We start from the raw sequence: 17,257 nt of genomic DNA, 5'->3' as shown, positions 1-17,257 counted from the left end.
TTGATAAAAATCGTTTCTTTGCCCAAAAATTCAAGTAAATTTATAGTCTATAGACATATTCATGAAAAATAAAAAAACATTAGTATTGGGCGCTTCTTCTAATCCGGCGCGCTATTCGTATATGGCCATCCGAAATCTGACGGCAAAAGGGCATTCCGTAGTAGCGATAGGGCTTAAGGAAGAAGAAGTATTAGGAGTGAAAATCCAAACCAAGCAAATTCCTTTTACCAATGTCGATACGGTAACGCTATATCTGAATCCGCAAAGACAGAGGGATTATTATAATTATGTCGTTTCCTTATCTCCAAAAAGGGTGATTTTTAATCCGGGAACGGAAAATCCTGAGTTCTACCAATTACTCAAATTAAACAATATTCAGGTGGAAGTGGCCTGTACCTTAGTGCTGCTTTCAACAAATCAGTTTTAAAAAGAAAGGCCTGGAATTTCCAGGCCTTTCTTTTTTTAAGAATTATATTTTGATGAATTCTTTCCGTACCAACTTTTGCGTCTTCGCGTCTTGCGTGAAAATAATTGCTTGCAAAGGTGCAGAACCGCAAAGAATCAATAGTTCGATTAAAATCGCGTTTGCGTAGTTGCTTTTTTACTAATCAGCAATAATCCCAAAAAGGTCAATCCACCATTCAGGATAATCAATTCTTCGGCGAATTGATAATTTCCAAACAATTCTGTAGAATAAGAACTGATTAAGAAAGTAATGCCTGGTGCCAGTATGCATATAATCGGGACATAACGGTCATTGACAGTTTTGGTTTTCATAAACAACCCGAAAGAATACAAGCCTAACAATGGCCCATAAGTATAGGCGGCAACTTTGAAAATTAATCCGACGACAGCATCACTGTTTAAAAGATAAATGACAAGAATGACCAGAAACATCAGTAATGAAAACCCGATGTGCACAAGATGGCGGGTACGAACCATATTCGGATTCATAGCATTTTCGGCTTTATCCATGCCTAAAAAGTCAACACAAAATGAAGTGGTTAGTGCTGTCAGTGCAGAATCGGTGGTTGCAAATGTTGCTGCTGTCAAACCCAATAAGAATACGATTGCGGGAACCAATGTCAGGTAATTGAAGGCAATTTCAGGGAAAAGAAGGTCGGTTCTGGGCTTTCCGGTTACAGCATCCAAAGGAACACTGATTCCGTTTTTCTCTGCATACATATACAGCAAAGCACCCACACTCAGGAAAAAGATATTGATAACTACAAAAATCCCTGTAAAAGTAAACATGTTCTTTTGGGCCTCGCCTATGTTTTTGCAGCTCAGGTTTTTCTGCATCAGGTCCTGGTCAAGTCCAACCATAGCCAGTGTCACAAATATACCTCCCAAAATCTGTTTCCAGAAATAATTGCTTTTCAGCCAGTCTTCAAAGAAAAATATCTTTGAATAACTGCTCTCTTTTACGGCTTCAAAAGCCTCTGGTATGTTATAATCCAGGCTGCTGCAAATAAAATAGATAGTAAAAATAACGGAAGAAACCAGGAATAAGGTCTGTAGCGTATCAGTAATGATAATCGTCTTGAGTCCACCGCGATACGTATAAGCAAAAATCAATCCTAAAGAAATCAGTACCGTTACCCAAAAAGGGACGCCAAAGGCGTTAAAAACGTAGCGTTGCAATACGATAACCACAAGATAGAGCCTTGCTGCAGAGCCAATTGTACGGCTTATTAAAAATATAGTAGCTGCCGTCTTATAGGCAACATGACCTAAGCGCTGTTCGATATAACTGTAAATTGAAGTCAGATTCATTCGGTAATACAGCGGAAGCAGTACTTTGGCAATGAGTATAAAACCAATAGCATTTCCTAAAACAAACTGAAAGTATTTGAACTGTATATCGGGAGAACCCACTTGTCCCGGAACAGAAATAAAAGTCACGCCGGATAGTGCCGTTCCAATCATCCCGAAAGCCACCAAATACCATTTCGAATTCTTGTTCGCCTTAAAAAAGGCATCGTTTCCCGAATCCTTTTTACTGACGATATTGGAAATCAATATCAATATGCCAAAATAAATAATGATTATCAGGAGAATGGTAAGTGGTTTCATCTAAGTTTGAGTTTATTGCAAAGCAAATAAAATTTACCCAAAAATAGCAATTAATCCCAGTTTTATCCTAAATTTGAAATAAATCAAAAAGAAAATTAGATGAGAAAAATCGTTACTGCAATTGCCCTGTTTTTAGTTTCATATGCAGGATTTGCACAAGAAGATGCCGTTTCTGAGGTCAAGATTGACATGAATTTCAATAAATCGCTTTTCCCAATGGCAGAAGGAAATATGTACATGTCAGCAGAGCCTGTCGCCTTTATTATGGCAAACATGATGGCACAAACTTATGAAGATGCAAAAGCAGAAATGCAGGCTATCTCGGAGGACAAAGATTTAACCGATGTAAAAAAAGGAGAACTGAAAGAAAAAGGGAAAGATATTCTTTATCAGACTGCCTTAATTAAGAATGACGAAGGGCAAGACCTTGTTATGGAAATTTATGTCGTAAAAGTCGATAAGCAGAATACGATTATGGTTTCGGGCGGCTATGATTTGAAAGCCAAAGAAACATTTAAGGATGAGATAAAAAAAGCGGCATTGTCTGCAAAGGCCGTAAAATAACCCTTATATAAAACAAACAAAAGCTTCCGGTTCTTCAGGAAGCTTTTTTGTTTAAAACAGTTTTGTCTCTGCTAAAAATCAGGACTCCGTTTAGTATATTTGCACTCTATGGAATTTTCTTCGAAACTTTTAGAAAAGGCAGTTTATGAGATGTCTCAATTGCCGGGAATTGGCAAGCGAACTGCATTGCGTTTGGTATTGCATTTGCTAAAGCAGCCAAAAGAACAGACGGGTTTGCTGTCGCAGGCACTTTTGACGATGCGGGAAGAAATCAAGTTTTGCCAGAGCTGCCACAATATTTCTGATGTTGCGGTTTGTGAAATCTGTTCCAATTCCAATCGCGACCATCAGGTGATTTGCGTTGTTGAAGATATCCGCGATGTAATGGCTATTGAAAATACCGGCCAATTCAGAGGGATTTATCACGTATTGGGAGGAAAAATATCTCCTATTGATGGCATTGGCCCAAGCCAGCTGAACATTCCTACCTTGGTCGAAAAAGTCAAATCGGGAAACATCCGGGAACTGATTTTTGCCCTAAGTTCCACTATGGAAGGCGATACCACTAATTTTTATATCTACAAGCAGATTAAAGATTATGATGTAATAACTTCTACAATTGCACGGGGAATTTCTGTAGGCGATGAACTCGAATATGCTGATGAAGTCACGCTCGGGAGGAGTATCCTACACCGGGTTCCCTTTGAAAATTCATTTAAAAATACGTAGATTGTTGTCATTTTCTAATTGAAGAACTCTATATTTGTTTACTAAAAAATTGATAATGAAGAAATCACTCCCGTTTCTTTCAATAGCAATAGTAATAGCTATTATATTTACCTCATGTGTGCCCAGCCAGGATTTGATATACCTTCAGAACAAGAACAATTCTGAAACGGCTTCTTCAGTCAATCCAGTTGTTGCAAAACCCTATAGAGTACAAACAAACGATATCCTGAGTATTAAAATTAAAGCATTGGATGCCGCTTTGGTAGAAATGTTCAATGCCACAGACGGAAATGTAAATAACCTGAACGAACAAAATTTATATTTTAACGGATATTCTGTTGACGACCACGGAAACATCAGGATTCCGGTTCTTGGCGAGGTGAAAGTTGTTGGGCTTACATTGGAAGAAATCCGGATTAAGATTGAAAAACAACTATTGGATGAATATTTCCACAAAGAGGCAAACATCTTTGTAAATGTAAAACTGACCGGTCTTCGTTATACCGTAAACGGAGAAATCGCATCGCCGGGAACAAAGGTATTGTTTCAGGAAAAAGTCAACGTAATGGAAGCCATTGCAAATTCGGGAGATATAACAATGGTGGGAAACAGGAAAGAAGTAACCATAATCCGCCAATATCCGCACGGAACAGAAATGCACACACTGGACCTGACAGATGCCAATGTCATGAAGTCCCCTTATTACTATATACAGCCCAATGATTATATTTATGTTAAGCCTTTAAAACAAAAATCCTGGGGAACCGGAACAACGGGAATCCAATCGCTGGCAACCGTTATTACCCTGATTTCTCTGGTTACCACAGCAATAGTGCTCATTAATAGATAATCAATACCATGCTTGACCCAAAGGACTTTTCATTTTTTGAAAATCAAAACAATTTCGATTTCAAAGGTTTCTTGATAAAAATATTGAGTTACTGGAAATGGTTTTTGGCGAGCCTTATTGTGTGTTTTGTTATAGCCTATCAGGTGAATATCCGTAAAGAAAAAATTTACGGAATGGAGAGCCTTATCGCCATCCGCGAAGAGAGCAATCCTTTTTTTACCTCAAATACGAGTTTGGTTTTTAACTGGGGAGGTACTTCAGATAAGGTGCAGACTATTATAACGACGCTAAAATCACGTTCTCATAATGAAATTGTCGTAGCCAAACTTGAATATTACATCAAATATTTTAAACAGGGAAAATACAACCTGATTGATGCCTATGGAGAAGCCCCGTTTAAGGTGGTAATTGACAAATCTAAAGGACAGTTGTCCGGAATTCCGATTAAGATAAAATTCCTGAATGCTTCAGAATATGAACTTTCGATTGCTTTTGAAAATGAAAGCGTCAATATTATCAACTATTATAACGACAGTCAAAGCCAGATTGCCGTTGCGATAGGAGACTACAGCAAAAGGTTTAAAGTAGGAGAGCAGGTCAAATTGCCTTATCTGAATTGGAAACTGGAATTAAAACCCGATGCGAGTTCGTATGCCGGTAAAGAATATTTTGTGAGATTTGACAATTTCAATAGTGTGGTCAGCCAGTATCAGGGCATTAGTGTAGATAGCGATACCAAAGGCAGTTCTATACTAAAACTTGCCATGCAGGGAACGAATAAGGCCAGAATGGTCGATTATCTGAACACAACCGTTGAGGTATTGCGGAAAAACCAGTTGGACAGCAAAAACCAGTTTGCGATTAATACAATTGCCTTTATTGATAGTACGTTAATCAAAATGGAAGACCAGCTCAAAGGAACCGAAGGACAATTGAAGGATTTCCGCAGGGGCAAAAACGTTCTTGAACTGGAAGACGGAGGCGAAAAAATTTCCGAGAAACTGGCAGGGCTCGATATAGAAAAAGATGCCATTAACCGTAAAATAGCCTACTATAATACATTGCGTTCGTATCTGAACAACAGTGTTGACTATTCAAAATTGCCGGCTCCCGCCGTTGCAGGAATTGATGACCCCAACATTGTGGGTAATGTTTCCCGATTAATAGCGCTTTCCATACAGCGTTCTGAAAAAGCATATGCCGTAAAGAATGACAGGTTTTTCAGGGACTTTGATAATGAAATGGAATCTGTCAAAAAAGTTCTTTTGGAAAACATTGCAGCGGCAAAAACGGTAATCCAGAATGATCTGGCATTGGTCAACGCTAAAATGGGTCAGGCAGAAAGCACCATAAAAAGATTGCCGGATGACCAGCAGGATTTATTGAAAATTACAAGAAAATATGATTTGGCAGAAAGCATATTCAATACTTTCCTGGCCAAAAGAAATGAGGCAAACATTGTCAAGGCAGCCAACCTGTCTGATATTCATTTTATTGATTCGGCAAAAGACACCGGCGGAGGATTAATTGGCCCGAAAACCAGTGTAAATTATGTGCTAGCCCTGTTTCTGGGATTGATGATTCCTTTGGTTGTTGTGTTTATCATTACGTTTATGGATAATAGTATCCATACTGTTGAAGACATCGCCAAACTAACCAAAATACCATTGTTGGGTGTTATTGGCAAAAAGAAAATGGCGAGCAATCTGGCTGTTTTTGAAAAACCAAAATCGGCATTGGCGGAATCTTTCCGTGCCGTCAGGTCATCGTTACAATTCCTGTATAAAAAACAAAATGTTTCAGGAGCAAAAACATTGATGCTGACTTCTTCCATCAGTGGGGAAGGAAAAACGTTCTGTTCCATAAACATTGCCACTGTTTTTGCGTTAAGTGAAAAGAAAACCGTCATTGTAGGTCTGGATTTAAGAAAACCTAAAATATTTGGCGATTTTGACCTTGACAATAGTTTTGGAGTGGTCAATTATTTGATTGGACAGAAAACAGCAGATGAAATCATCCAGAAAACAAGGATATCGTATTTAGATGTCATTACTTCAGGACCTATTCCACCCAATCCGGCTGAGCTTATTCTCGGGGAAAGCATGAAAGACCTTTTGGATGATTTGAAAAGAAAATACGATTATATTATTTTAGACACGCCACCGGTTGGACTGGTTTCTGATGCTTTGGAATTGGCCCAGTTTTGCGATGCTACGTTGTATGTCGTTCGCCAGAATGTTACCAAAAAAGGAATGCTGGCTTTGGTTAATGACAAGCACAAACGAGGAGAGCTGACCAATATAAGCATTGTTTTTAATGGTTATGAAAGCAAAGCCAGATATGGTTACGGTTATGGATATGGTTATGGCGATTACAGTAATGGTTATCACGATGAAGGCGAACCGGAAAATCGTTTTAAAAGACTTTTAAACAAATGGCTGAAAAAATAGCAAGACAGGAAAACGACTTCAATAACCAGCAATGGCTTTATGAAATAACTCCTAAAAGGAAACTGATTTCTTTTAATTTTGAAGAAATCTGGAGGTATCGTGATTTGCTGATGCTATTTGTAAAACGCGATATCGTGACCTATTACAAACAGACTGTTCTGGGACCGTTATGGTTTTTAATCCAGCCATTACTGACTTCTGTTATCCAGTTTGTGATTTTTAATAAAATAGCCCAGATTGAATCAGACGGAATCAATTATTTCCTGTTTGCTTTGGCTGGGAATACGCTTTGGTTTTATTTTTCGGATTGTTTTAAATCGACTTCAGATACTTTCAAAACCAATCAGAATATTTTCGGAAAGGTTTATTTTCCAAGGGTTATTATGCCCATATCTATAACCATATCCAATCTTTTAAAGTTTGGTATACAGTTTCTGTTTTTTATCTGTATGATGGCTTATTTCATAATAAAGGGCAAAGCCGTAATGCCTAATTGGGAAATCGTATTTACACCCATTCTCTTGATTTTGATGGCCTTGATTTCGCTTGGATTTGGGATGATTATTTCTTCCATGACAACAAAATACAGGGACCTGACTTTCTTGATTGGTTTTGGTGTACAGCTTTATATGTATCTTACTCCTGTAGTTTATCCTACTTCGTTAGTAGTAAAAAAATTAAAGCCTTATGGTTATGAAAACCTGGTGTATCTGAATCCGCTGACCAGTATTTTTGAGTTTTTCAAATATTCTTATCTGGGCAAAGGGGAGTTTACAACATTTGGACTTATTTATTCGGTGGTATTTTCAATCGTTATCTTTTTATTAGGCCTTATCGTTTTTAATAGAACGGAAAAGAATTTTATTGATACTGTTTAAAGACACGAAAAGATGCTCTTAAAACCTTTGCGGCTCTGTGTCTTTGCGAGCCATTATTTCACACAAAGGCGCAGAGCCGCAAAGCATAGCTGATGGAGTTTTTTGATAAGCATAAAGCTTCGGGTAATTTAAAAGATAAATAAAAAAGCGGGGGACTATGTCCCCGCTTTTTAGTTGTAACTAACCCAACCCTTAATTCGCTTTTGGCGACAGGTTGAATCTCAAATAAAATTCATGCGTTCCGCTTGTCGCGCTTGCAATTTCATCTCGTAAGGAATGCTCATAAGCATACCCAAAATCAAACCAATTGTTAACCTTTATGGTTGCCAATCCGTTGATGGCTTTGTCTGTTCTGTAAGCAACTCCAAGCCCAAACTGCTGTTTGTAAGTAACAACACCAGTAAGGTCCATTGAAACCGGAGCGCCGTTTACATAACGAAGCAGGGTAGAAGGCTGTAACATAAAGTTCTCATTCAGGATGATGTCATAACCACCACTTAGGTAAATATGAGGTCTGTCGGAAGCAACTGTTGCTACTCCGTCTTCATTTTTAGCACGCTGTGTGCTCAACATTTTTGGAGTAGAAAGCGAGACATAAAATTTCTTGTGCTTTAAATAAGCTCCAATACCGAAATTAGGATTGAATCGGTTGATGTTTACCAAAGACGGGTCAGATTCTACATTATAGGTCTGTAATCCGTTCACGTTTACATCATAAAAATTTCCGCCCGCTTTTACTCCCAGGTACAGGTCAAGGGTTTCATTCAAAGGAACCAGATATGAGAAATCAGCAAAAACAGAAGTCTGTTTTTCAACGAATGTCTTATCGTTAATAATCGAAAGTCCGATTCCTAATTTTTTTCCTGTTGGCGTTCCAAAAGACACAGCCTGGGTTTCCGGAGCATCTTTTACTCCTGCCCATTGTGTCTTAAAGCTGCTTGAGACTATGGTTTCACCATCAGCCCCTGCATAAGCAGGGTTGATGATGTTCATATTGTTTCTGTAAAATGTAAAGCTGGTTTCCTGTTGCCCGTATGCATAAGCGGCAAAGAAAAATAACAGTACAGTGCTTAATTTATTGAGTGTTTTCATAATGATTGTCATTTTTATTTGTTCCTGATTATCGGGTTAAGTAAATCCATCCTTCATAAACAGGAGTTCCGTTTCCTAAATCAATTTGGTAATAGTATGAGGATTCAGGCAGCGGGTTGCTGGAACCTTTATAATGACCATTCCAATCATTTTTGTATCCTTTGGCGCTGAATACTTCAGAACCCCATCGGTTAAACACTTTTACTACAGAATTTGGATAGTTGGTGATGTTGATAATCTGCCATGTATCGTTGATTCCGTCATTGTTTGGTGTAAATGCTTGAGAAATGTTGATTTCTGTCAAGTCGCAAACGTCTCCGATTCCGTCTTTGTCAATATCTTCCTGACCCGGGTTGTAGGTGTAAGGACAGTTATCGATATCGTTCGGAACACCGTCGTTATCATAATCGTCGTCACAAGCATCGCCTATACCGTCATTGTCAGTATCGGTCTGGTCTGGGTTGTAAGTAAACGGACAGTTGTCAACAGAGTCTTCTATACCATCATTATCATCATCAGAATCACAATTGTCAGGAATACCGTCGCCGTCATTATCACCGAAAGTATTGATAACCGTTACTGCAGCCTCTGCCGATGAAACATTTCCATGAATATCCGTAACTGTCATTGTCACGAAATTAGTTCCTGTTTCACCACAATTGAATGCTGTCTGGCTTAACGTAATTGAAGCAATGCCACAATTGTCTGAAGAACCGTTGTTAATGTCTGCAACCGTGATATAGGCCATTCCGTCAGCATCAAGAGAAATAGTCACATCTTGTGTGATTGCGAATGGAGCCATTGCATCCTGAACCGTTACTGTTGCTGTTTGTGTAGCAACATTTCCGTTAACATCGGTTACACTTAAGATTACCGTGTTGTTACCCACATTTGAGCAAGAGAAGTTAGTCTTGTCAAGTGTGTAGCCCGAGATACCGCAATTGTCTGTCGAACCGTTATTTATCTGAGCAGGTGTGATAGTAGCCTGTCCGTTGATATCCAATTGAACCGTAATGTTCTGTGTAATTACTGTTGGAGCAACTGAATCAACAACTGTTACGACAGCGGTATTGGAAGCCGTGTTTCCGTTAACATCAGTCACAGTTAAGGTTACTGTGTTGGCGCCTACGTTTGCACAAGTGAAATCTGTAATGTCAAGAGCATAGGTTGCAATTCCACAGCTGTCTGCTGAACCATTGTCAATCTGAGCTGTTGTGATTAAAGCCTGTCCGTTAGCATCCAGCTGAACCGTAATATTCTGTGTGATTACTGTTGGAGCAATGGTATCTTCTACAGTTACTACAGCTGTTGCTGAAGAAGCATTTCCGCTGGCATCAGTAGCTGTAAGCGTTACCGTATTGGCACCTATGTTAGTACAGTTAAATTCTGTAATGTCTAACGTATAAGTTGCAATAGTACAATTGTCTGTCGAACCATTGTTGATTTGAGCAGGGGTAATTGTAACCTGTCCGTTAGCCTCTAACTGTACTGAAATATTCTGCGTTAGAACAGTCGGGGCTATAACATCTTCTACAGTTACAATAGCTGTATTAGAAGCCGAGTTTCCATTTACATCAGTTACTGTCAATGTTACTGTATTAGCACCTGTATTTGTACAATTGAAATCTGTGATATCAAGAGTATACGTTGCAATGCCGCAATTGTCTGTTGATGCATTATTGATTTGAGCAGGCGTAATAGTAGCCTGTCCGTTAGCATCCAGCTGAACTGTGATGTTCTGCGTGTTTACAATTGGATTAACCGTATCAATTACGGTTACAGTAGCGGTATTTGAAGCCGCATTTCCATAATTGTCAGTTACAGTCAGAGTTACCGTGTTGGCACCAACATTTGTACAATTGAAGCTTGTAATGTCCAGTGCATACGTTGCAATTCCACAATTGTCTGTTGAACCATTGTTGATTTGTGCAGGTGTGATTGTAGCCTGTCCGTTAGCATCCAATTCCACTGTAATGTTTTGTGTTCTTACAGTTGGAGCCATCATATCGGCAACAGTTATTATCGCGGTGGTAGAAGCATAATTTCCGTTAACATCAACACCAAATAACGTAATCGTATTGGTCGTTCCTATGTCTGAACAGTTAAAGAAAGTGCGGGAAATACCCATTGTTTCGATAGCACAGTTGTCAAATGAACCATTATCCACATCAGCCGTTGTCAACGTATATTCACCATTGATGTTTAGGTGAACGGTTACGTTTTGAGCAATCATCGTTGGAAGGATGTTGTCTTCAACAGTTACCACAGCTGTGTTAGAAGCTGAATTTCCGTTCACATCAGTTACAGTTAATGTGACTGTATTTGTTCCAACATTTGTACAGTCGAAAGTTGTAGTGTCAAGAACATAAGTAGCAATCGTACAGTTGTCAAATGAACCATTGTTGATTTGAGCCGGTGTAATTGTCGCCTGTCCGTTTGCATCTAACTGAACTGTGATGTTCTGTGTAAGAACAGTTGGGTTGATGTTGTCTTCCACTGTTACTACTGCTGTATTTGAAGCCGAATTTCCATGGATATCGGTTACAGTCAGTACTACGGTATTCGGACCTACATTAGCACAGTTAAAGCTGGTAATGTCTAAAGTATAAGTAGCAATGGCACAATTGTCTGTAGATGCATTGTTAATCTGAACCGGCGTAATTGTAGCCTGCCCGTTAGCGTCTAATTCAACCGTGATGTTTTGTGTAAGAACAATAGGAGCAAGTACGTCTTCAACAGTTACTACTGCTGTGTTAGTAGCAACGTTTCCGTTTACATCGGTTACAGTAAGCGTTACCGTATTGGTACCCACGTTTGTACAGTCGAAAGCTGTAATGTCAAGAACATACGTAGCAATTGCACAGTTGTCTGTTGAAGCATTGTTGATTTGGGCAGGAGTAATTGTCGCCTGTCCGTTAGCATCCAATTGTACAGTGATGTTCTGTGTAAGTACAATAGGAGCAATATTGTCTTCGACTGTTACTACTGCCGTATTCGAAGCGGAATTTCCGTTCACATCCGTTACAGTAAGCGTTACCGTGTTTGCACCCACATTTGTACAGTCGAAAGCTGTAATATCAAGCGTGTAATTAGCAATTGTACAGTTGTCTGTCGACGCATTGTTGATTTGGGCAGGAGTGATTGTCGCCTGTCCGTTAGCGTCCAATTGTACAGTGATATTCTGTGTAAGTACTGTTGGGGCAATTACATCTTCTACGGTTACAACAGCCGTATTTGAAGCGGAATTTCCGTTAACATCGGTTACAGTAAGCGTTACCGTGTTTGTACCCACATTTGTACAATCGAAAGATGTTACGTCAAGTGCATAAGTAGCAATTGCACAGTTGTCTGTCGATGCATTGTTGATTTGAGCGGGAGTGATAGTCGCCTGTCCGTTAGCATCCAACTGAACTGTGATATTCTGTGTAAGAACAATCGGAGCAATCAAATCCTGCACAGTTACAATAGCCGTATTTGAAGCCGAGTTTCCGCTGGCATCAGTTCCGGTTAAAGTTACCGTATTGGCACCAATGTTTGTACAGTCAAAAGAAGTAATATCCAGCGCCAATGCTGTGATAGCACAATTATCAAAAGAACCATTGTTGATTTGGGCCGGAACAATTGTAGCCTGTCCGTTAGCATCCAGTTGTACAGTAATGTTTTGAGTAAGGATAGTTGGGTTTGTAGTATCCTGAACGGTTACAACGGCCGTTGCAGTTCCTACGTTTCCGTGAATATCGGTTACAGAAAGCGTTACCGTATTGGCTCCGGTTTCAGAACAGTTAAAAGTAGTCTTGCTTAAAGCATAAGAAGCAATACCGCAATTGTCTGTCGAACCGTTATTGATTTGAGCAGGTGTTATTGTTGCCTGTCCGCTTGCGTTTAGCTGTACGGTAATGTTTTGCGTAATTACGTTAGGTGCCATAACATCGGCCACAGTAACTACAGCCGTAGCAGCACCCAGGTTACCCGAAGGGTCATTTCCAAAAAGCGTAATCGTAAAGCTTTGACCTACATCAGCGCAGGTAAACAAAGCCCTGGTGATTCCAAGATTGGAAATACCACAATTATCATAAGAACCATTGTCAACTTCTGAAGGAACCAGATTGTAAATTCCGGCCGCATTCACATTTACAGTGATGTTTCTGGTAATTATAGTCGGGTTAGTAGTATCCTGAACCGTTACCACTGCAGTTGAAGAAGAAGTATTTCCGCTGGCATCTACAGCCGTTAATGTTACAGTATTTGGCCCTAAATTCGAACAATTGAATGTATTCGGGCTTACGGTTAAGGAGGTGATTCCAACGTTATCGAAAGAACCATTATTCACTTGCGCCGGAGTTATCGATACTTGTCCGTTAGCAGCAATAGATACAGTAGTGTTTTGAGTAATTACTGTTGGAGCAATATTATCAATAACTGTAACAGTTGAAGTTGCCGTGCCAACATTCCCTTTCACGTCTGTAACTGTAAGAGTTACGGTGTTTGCGCCAAGATTAGTGCCATTGAAAGTTAATGGAGAAGCAGTAATACTTGCAATACCACAATTATCAGACGAACCGTTGTTGATAGCGGCAGCGGTAGTAGTAGCCTGACCGTTTGTTCCTAAATAAACAGTAAGATTTTGTGCAACAGCAGTTGGATTCACTGTATCGTCAAAAGTAACGGTGAATGTTCGTGTTGATGTTGTACCGTCACCGTCTGTAGCTCTTAAAGTTACGGTTGAGGTTCCGAATTGTCCAGAAACCGGAGTGAAGTTTACCGTTCTGGTTGCTCCCGTACCTGTAACTGTGATGTTAGCTAAAGGAAGCAACGCCGTGTTGGTAGAACCTGTTGCCTGAAGCGAAATGTTTGCTACAGGAGATTCGCTATCTGCTACGGTAACATTCACAGAACCTGCAGTATTGTAGCAATAGCTCTGGTTAGCTACAGTTGAAATAGTTGGAGGCGTGCTTACGATTGAAGTTAAACAATATCCGTTAAAACGTACTCTGTGTTCGTTTACTGAACCACCTGTGGCAGCCGTAAAGCCCCAATATGCATATTGGTTTCCTAAAACCGCATTTGGAATATCGATTACGGTATTGAAGATTACCGTACCTTCATAAGTCACCTTAAGCGTTTTTGAAGAAGCAATCCATTCAAAAACGGCATCGTGCCAGTTGCCATCTTCAATTTGACCTGCATTATAATAAGGAGCAAATTCTGAATGTGCAGAAATACTTGCTGCCAATCCATTTTTTACGATAGCAATATGGTCATTCGAAATAGGATCCGCACCCGGATTATAATAGGTGTCAAATTCTACTGCAAGAGAAGGACTAATTCCTTGATAGCCAAGTCCGCCTCCTGAAACTCCCTGGTTGGAAGATAAAGGCTGTAGAACGAAAGCCAATCCATCGGCACCTGAATCGGATGCACCAAAATAAAGCTGGGTACTTATTTTGAAGTTTTCATTCAGGTCAAGTCTCGCTTTACCCCAAACTGTACCGTAAAGGTTGCCAAGGCTTTCTGTAAGGCGTACTTCATTTCCGGTCAATAACGCGTTTCCGTTTGTAATAACGTCTGATGCGTTAAAGGTATTACAAGGAGTAATGTAAATTGAGAAGCTTGTTGTTGCCGTACAGCCATTATTGTTTGCTGTAACTGTGTAGCTTGCCGTAGACTGTGAACCGGTTGGAGTTCCGGTAATGGTTCCGTTGGCAGTGTTAAATGTCAATCCTGCCGGTAATGCCGGAGTAATGCTCCAGTTTGTACTTGCTCCGCCAGTGTTGATAGCCGCAATTGGTGTAATAGTCTGGCTTTGGTATAAATTATACGTAGCCGATGCATACGATATTACAGGGAACTGATTAACGGTTACCGTGAAAGTTGCAGTAGCCGTAGCACCCAATTGGTCTGTAACTGTAAGTGTTATCGTAGCTGTTCCATGCTGGTTGGCTGCCGGAGTAACAGTAACTGTTCTGTTAGCGCCTGTACCCGCCACTACTATGTTTGCATTTGGAACCAAAGTAGTGTTGGAAGAGCTTCTTGTAACGGTTAAATTTGCTGCCGGAGTTTCCACATCAGCCACAGTAAAGGCAAGTGCAGTAGTTGCTGCATTGGCACAAACAGACTGATTGGCAACAGTTGAAATGGTAGGGTTATTATTAGCCACAGTAGTAAATGTAACCGGTGGTCCATAACCGGTTCCTACAGAGTTAGTGGCATAAGCCCTGACATAGTAAGTAGTGCCTGCATTCAATCCTGCCATCGCACTCGTGAATGTGCCCAAACCAGAACCGTCTGTAGTTCTGCTGTTGGCAATAGTTGGATTTGCAGTCGTACTCCAGCAAATACCTCTTTCAGTAACGGCCTGACCTCCATCTGAACCTACAGTTCCTCCGGAAGAAGCCGAGTTTGCCGTAATGGCACTGGCAGTTGTCGTGGTAGTGACATTCGGAACAGTATAAGCTAATGTCGTGAATGAGGTGTGGTAAATGGTTGAATAAGCAGGAACTGCGTCGCGCGTTACAAAATACAATTCATAAGTTGTATTTGGCGTCAGTCCCGAAATAGGGAAAGGCACTTCAACATTGGCAGGCATAGCAGATGAGCCATGTGCCACAGGCGTAACAGAACCATAAGTGGTACCTGCCTGGATTTGAGCTTCGGTTGGTGCTGGTGAACCTTGAGGAACGACAACATAATAACCGTTTACAGCATTTTGTGAAGTAGAATTAAAAACAGCCGATGTGTAAGTGATATTGTTTACAGCACCACTTGCCTGAGCTACATCTTCAATAATATCGTCAATATCTGCAATTGTTCCTGCAGCATAATACCATGTAAAATCATCACTGGCGTTTACAGCCAGGTTGTTGAAACGTACATAAAAACCATAAGAACCATCCGTAGTTCCGGAGTTCACTACAGAAGTTGCCGGGTTTTGGCTAATGACATTGTTCCAGTCACAACAAGCGTTTACTATTGTATTTCCTCTAGGTGAATTAGAATAAAAAAGAATAGCTTCGTCGTTATTGTATATTTTTAATGCGGCAGAAGGCTGAGAAGCCACAGTGTTTAATACAAAGGCTCCGTTTACAAGATTTCCTTTTTGTTTGATGTTACTGTCTGTCAAACCGACAAAATCATCCCGGGTTCCTACCCAAATTCTGACATTACTGATAGGAGCAGCGCTGACGTTCTTAACTTTTACTTTTACCTCGATATAACCGGCATTTTGTAAAAGAGTAAAGGTGTTTTCGACTTCAAGAAGCGAACCGCCAACATTGATGTTCCCTTTAGAAACCACCGTGCCATATCCGTTTGGAGCGGTAGTAAAGGTGAAACCCGAATAATCTATAGTTTGATTAGTCAATGCAGGGTTTTGAACGATTGTTCCGTATGTGTTCCATTCATTGGTTCCATCTCCTCCAACAGCATAGGCATTATCAAGAGCATAATTGCTGTAGGTTAATTTTCTCCATTGTGCAGCAATTGAATTGTAATAAAAAGGCTGCTGCATATTTCCCGAATTGTTAATGGAATTTTCTGACCCATTACCAACACGCAATTTGTTGTTATTGATGACTCTCGTCTGAGCTTCTGAAAAAGAAGGTATCAGTAACATGAGTACAGGAACAATCAATAAAATTGCCTGGGATAATTTTTGAAAGTAATTTTTATTTCCCATTGATTAAACTTTATTGATTGCTACAGTTTTAACAGTCCATTCAGTGCCTTGTTTGTTAAGTTCCAGGTCTGCCCGAACTGCTTTTGGGCTTTGATTCTGGTCATAATTGTAAACAAATGACACACGTGCTGTTTTTTCATTTATTTCAAATGTCCAAAACAGCAGATATGCCTGCGGCTGTTGCGATTTGATTTCCTGTTTGGATAAAAAGACCAAAGGTTTTCCATTTTTTGAAACCTTAATGTCTTTGTCAAAAGAAACGCCATGTTGCATGACATATAGGGGTTGGGTAGATTTTCCAGGCAGATAATCCTGGAGCTCTTTAAGGTCGATGCATTTTTGTAGCACCTTAATTTGGTCATCGGGGGATTGTGCATACGTATAGTTAATACACAAGATGACCATGAAGAGAATTAGTGATAATTTTCTCATATCTAAATTAATTGGTTAACGATTATTGAAGTTTAGGGCTGAAACAAAAGCCATTCTTAATGACCATTTGTTTATTTAAATCATAAAGATTTTATGCGAGCAATATTCTGATTGCTGTAAACAGAATCAGACCCACAAAAAAGCACAGCATGACGCGAAGTCGAAAGGGGATTTTTTTAGCATAGATGATCATACGTTAGAATTATTTTTTTTAGTTTTTGCCCTCGTCAAATCATCTCCCTTTGCATAGGGAAGTATGACCCGAATAAGTTGGGGCGTAATTAATAAAATTAGATTTGGGGCGTGGTATTTGTTAATGTTATTACAAATTAAGCCCATTAATGAGCTGCAAAAGGAGAAAATGGTATAGATAAAGTATAGACAAATGTAGGTTTTGAGTATTGTATTTTATGTTTTAAAATACTGTAAATCAATTATTTAAATAATAATCTATATTTTGTCTATGGAGTGCTGAAATCGACAAGGTAATTTTTAAGCGTTTAAAGAGCTG

The 17,257-nt window shown here is 39.7% G+C and carries 10 protein-coding genes; 6 read left to right on the top strand and 4 right to left on the bottom strand.

Going from position 1 to position 17,257, the window contains the following annotated elements; translation table 11 throughout:
* The first annotated feature begins 61 nt into the window (after nt 1-61).
* Nucleotides 62-427 carry a CoA-binding protein gene (locus tag BGO88_RS15280; protein ID WP_056068758.1) on the top strand — a complete coding sequence of 122 codons (366 nt, stop codon included), beginning with the start codon at nt 62-64 and terminating at the stop codon, nt 425-427.
* 146 nt (nt 428-573) lie between these two features.
* On the opposite strand, the gene BGO88_RS15275 is transcribed toward BGO88_RS15280, so the two are convergent.
* Nucleotides 574-2,076 (bottom strand): sodium:solute symporter, encoded by a 1,503-nt coding sequence (locus tag BGO88_RS15275; protein ID WP_286707457.1) that lies wholly within the window; start codon nt 2,074-2,076, stop codon nt 574-576.
* 99 nt (nt 2,077-2,175) lie between these two features.
* On the opposite strand from BGO88_RS15275, the gene BGO88_RS15270 reads away from it, so the two are divergent.
* From BGO88_RS15270 to BGO88_RS15250, 5 genes are all read left to right on the top strand, one after another.
* Nucleotides 2,176-2,640: a hypothetical protein gene (locus BGO88_RS15270; RefSeq protein WP_286707456.1), complete on the top strand. Its 465-nt coding sequence runs from the start codon at nt 2,176-2,178 to the stop codon at nt 2,638-2,640.
* 108 nt (nt 2,641-2,748) lie between these two features.
* Entirely contained in the window at nt 2,749-3,369 is a 621-nt protein-coding gene (gene recR, locus BGO88_RS15265; protein WP_286707455.1) for a recombination mediator RecR, read from the top strand.
* Nucleotides 3,370-3,424: 55 nt separating this feature from the next.
* Nucleotides 3,425-4,219, top strand: coding sequence for a polysaccharide biosynthesis/export family protein (locus BGO88_RS15260; protein ID WP_056068749.1), 795 nt, complete (start codon nt 3,425-3,427; stop codon nt 4,217-4,219).
* Between the two features lie 8 nt (nt 4,220-4,227).
* Entirely contained in the window at nt 4,228-6,669 is a 2,442-nt protein-coding gene (locus BGO88_RS15255; RefSeq protein ID WP_101472831.1) for a polysaccharide biosynthesis tyrosine autokinase, read from the top strand.
* Nucleotides 6,654-7,547 (top strand): ABC transporter permease, encoded by an 894-nt coding sequence (locus BGO88_RS15250; RefSeq protein ID WP_286707454.1) that lies wholly within the window; start codon nt 6,654-6,656, stop codon nt 7,545-7,547. Before BGO88_RS15255 ends, BGO88_RS15250 begins: the two co-directional genes overlap by 16 nt.
* A 192-nt stretch (nt 7,548-7,739) precedes the next feature.
* On the opposite strand, the gene BGO88_RS15245 is transcribed toward BGO88_RS15250, so the two are convergent.
* The 3 genes from BGO88_RS15245 to BGO88_RS15235 are packed head-to-tail and all read right to left on the bottom strand — an operon-like array spanning nt 7,740 to nt 16,746.
* Nucleotides 7,740-8,639: a PorP/SprF family type IX secretion system membrane protein gene (locus tag BGO88_RS15245; RefSeq protein WP_229563572.1), complete on the bottom strand. Its 900-nt coding sequence runs from the start codon at nt 8,637-8,639 to the stop codon at nt 7,740-7,742.
* Between the two features lie 28 nt (nt 8,640-8,667).
* The gene (locus tag BGO88_RS15240) at nt 8,668-16,314 is read right to left on the bottom strand and encodes a lectin-like domain-containing protein (protein WP_286707453.1); all 7,647 of its coding nucleotides are present in this window, start codon (nt 16,312-16,314) and stop codon (nt 8,668-8,670) included.
* A 3-nt stretch (nt 16,315-16,317) separates the two neighbouring features.
* Nucleotides 16,318-16,746, bottom strand: coding sequence for a hypothetical protein (locus BGO88_RS15235; RefSeq protein WP_157486092.1), 429 nt, complete (start codon nt 16,744-16,746; stop codon nt 16,318-16,320).
* Between the last annotated feature and the right edge of the window lie 511 nt (nt 16,747-17,257).

The sequence above is a fragment of the Flavobacterium sp. 38-13 genome (genome assembly GCF_001899155.1).
In the GTDB taxonomy this organism is placed as follows: Bacteria; Bacteroidota; Bacteroidia; order Flavobacteriales; family Flavobacteriaceae; genus Flavobacterium; species Flavobacterium lindanitolerans.
Note: the sequence above shows the minus strand (reverse complement) of the source record. Positions and strands in the feature narration are given on the sequence as shown.

Bases quoted from the DNA above. Each gene is read 5' to 3' on its own strand.
- BGO88_RS15270 (WP_286707456.1), top strand. From the start codon at position 2,176: ATGAGAAAAATCGTTACTGCAATTGCCCTGTTTTTAGTTTCATATGCA.
- BGO88_RS15275 (WP_286707457.1), bottom strand. From the start codon at position 2,076: ATGAAACCACTTACCATTCTCCTGATAATCATTATTTATTTTGGCATA.
- BGO88_RS15250 (WP_286707454.1), top strand. From the start codon at position 6,654: ATGGCTGAAAAAATAGCAAGACAGGAAAACGACTTCAATAACCAGCAA.
- BGO88_RS15280 (WP_056068758.1), top strand. From the start codon at position 62: ATGAAAAATAAAAAAACATTAGTATTGGGCGCTTCTTCTAATCCGGCG.
- BGO88_RS15240 (WP_286707453.1), bottom strand. From the start codon at position 16,314: ATGGGAAATAAAAATTACTTTCAAAAATTATCCCAGGCAATTTTATTG.
- recR (WP_286707455.1), top strand. From the start codon at position 2,749: ATGGAATTTTCTTCGAAACTTTTAGAAAAGGCAGTTTATGAGATGTCT.
- BGO88_RS15245 (WP_229563572.1), bottom strand. From the start codon at position 8,639: ATGAAAACACTCAATAAATTAAGCACTGTACTGTTATTTTTCTTTGCC.
- BGO88_RS15260 (WP_056068749.1), top strand. From the start codon at position 3,425: ATGAAGAAATCACTCCCGTTTCTTTCAATAGCAATAGTAATAGCTATT.
- BGO88_RS15255 (WP_101472831.1), top strand. From the start codon at position 4,228: ATGCTTGACCCAAAGGACTTTTCATTTTTTGAAAATCAAAACAATTTC.
- BGO88_RS15235 (WP_157486092.1), bottom strand. From the start codon at position 16,746: ATGAGAAAATTATCACTAATTCTCTTCATGGTCATCTTGTGTATTAAC.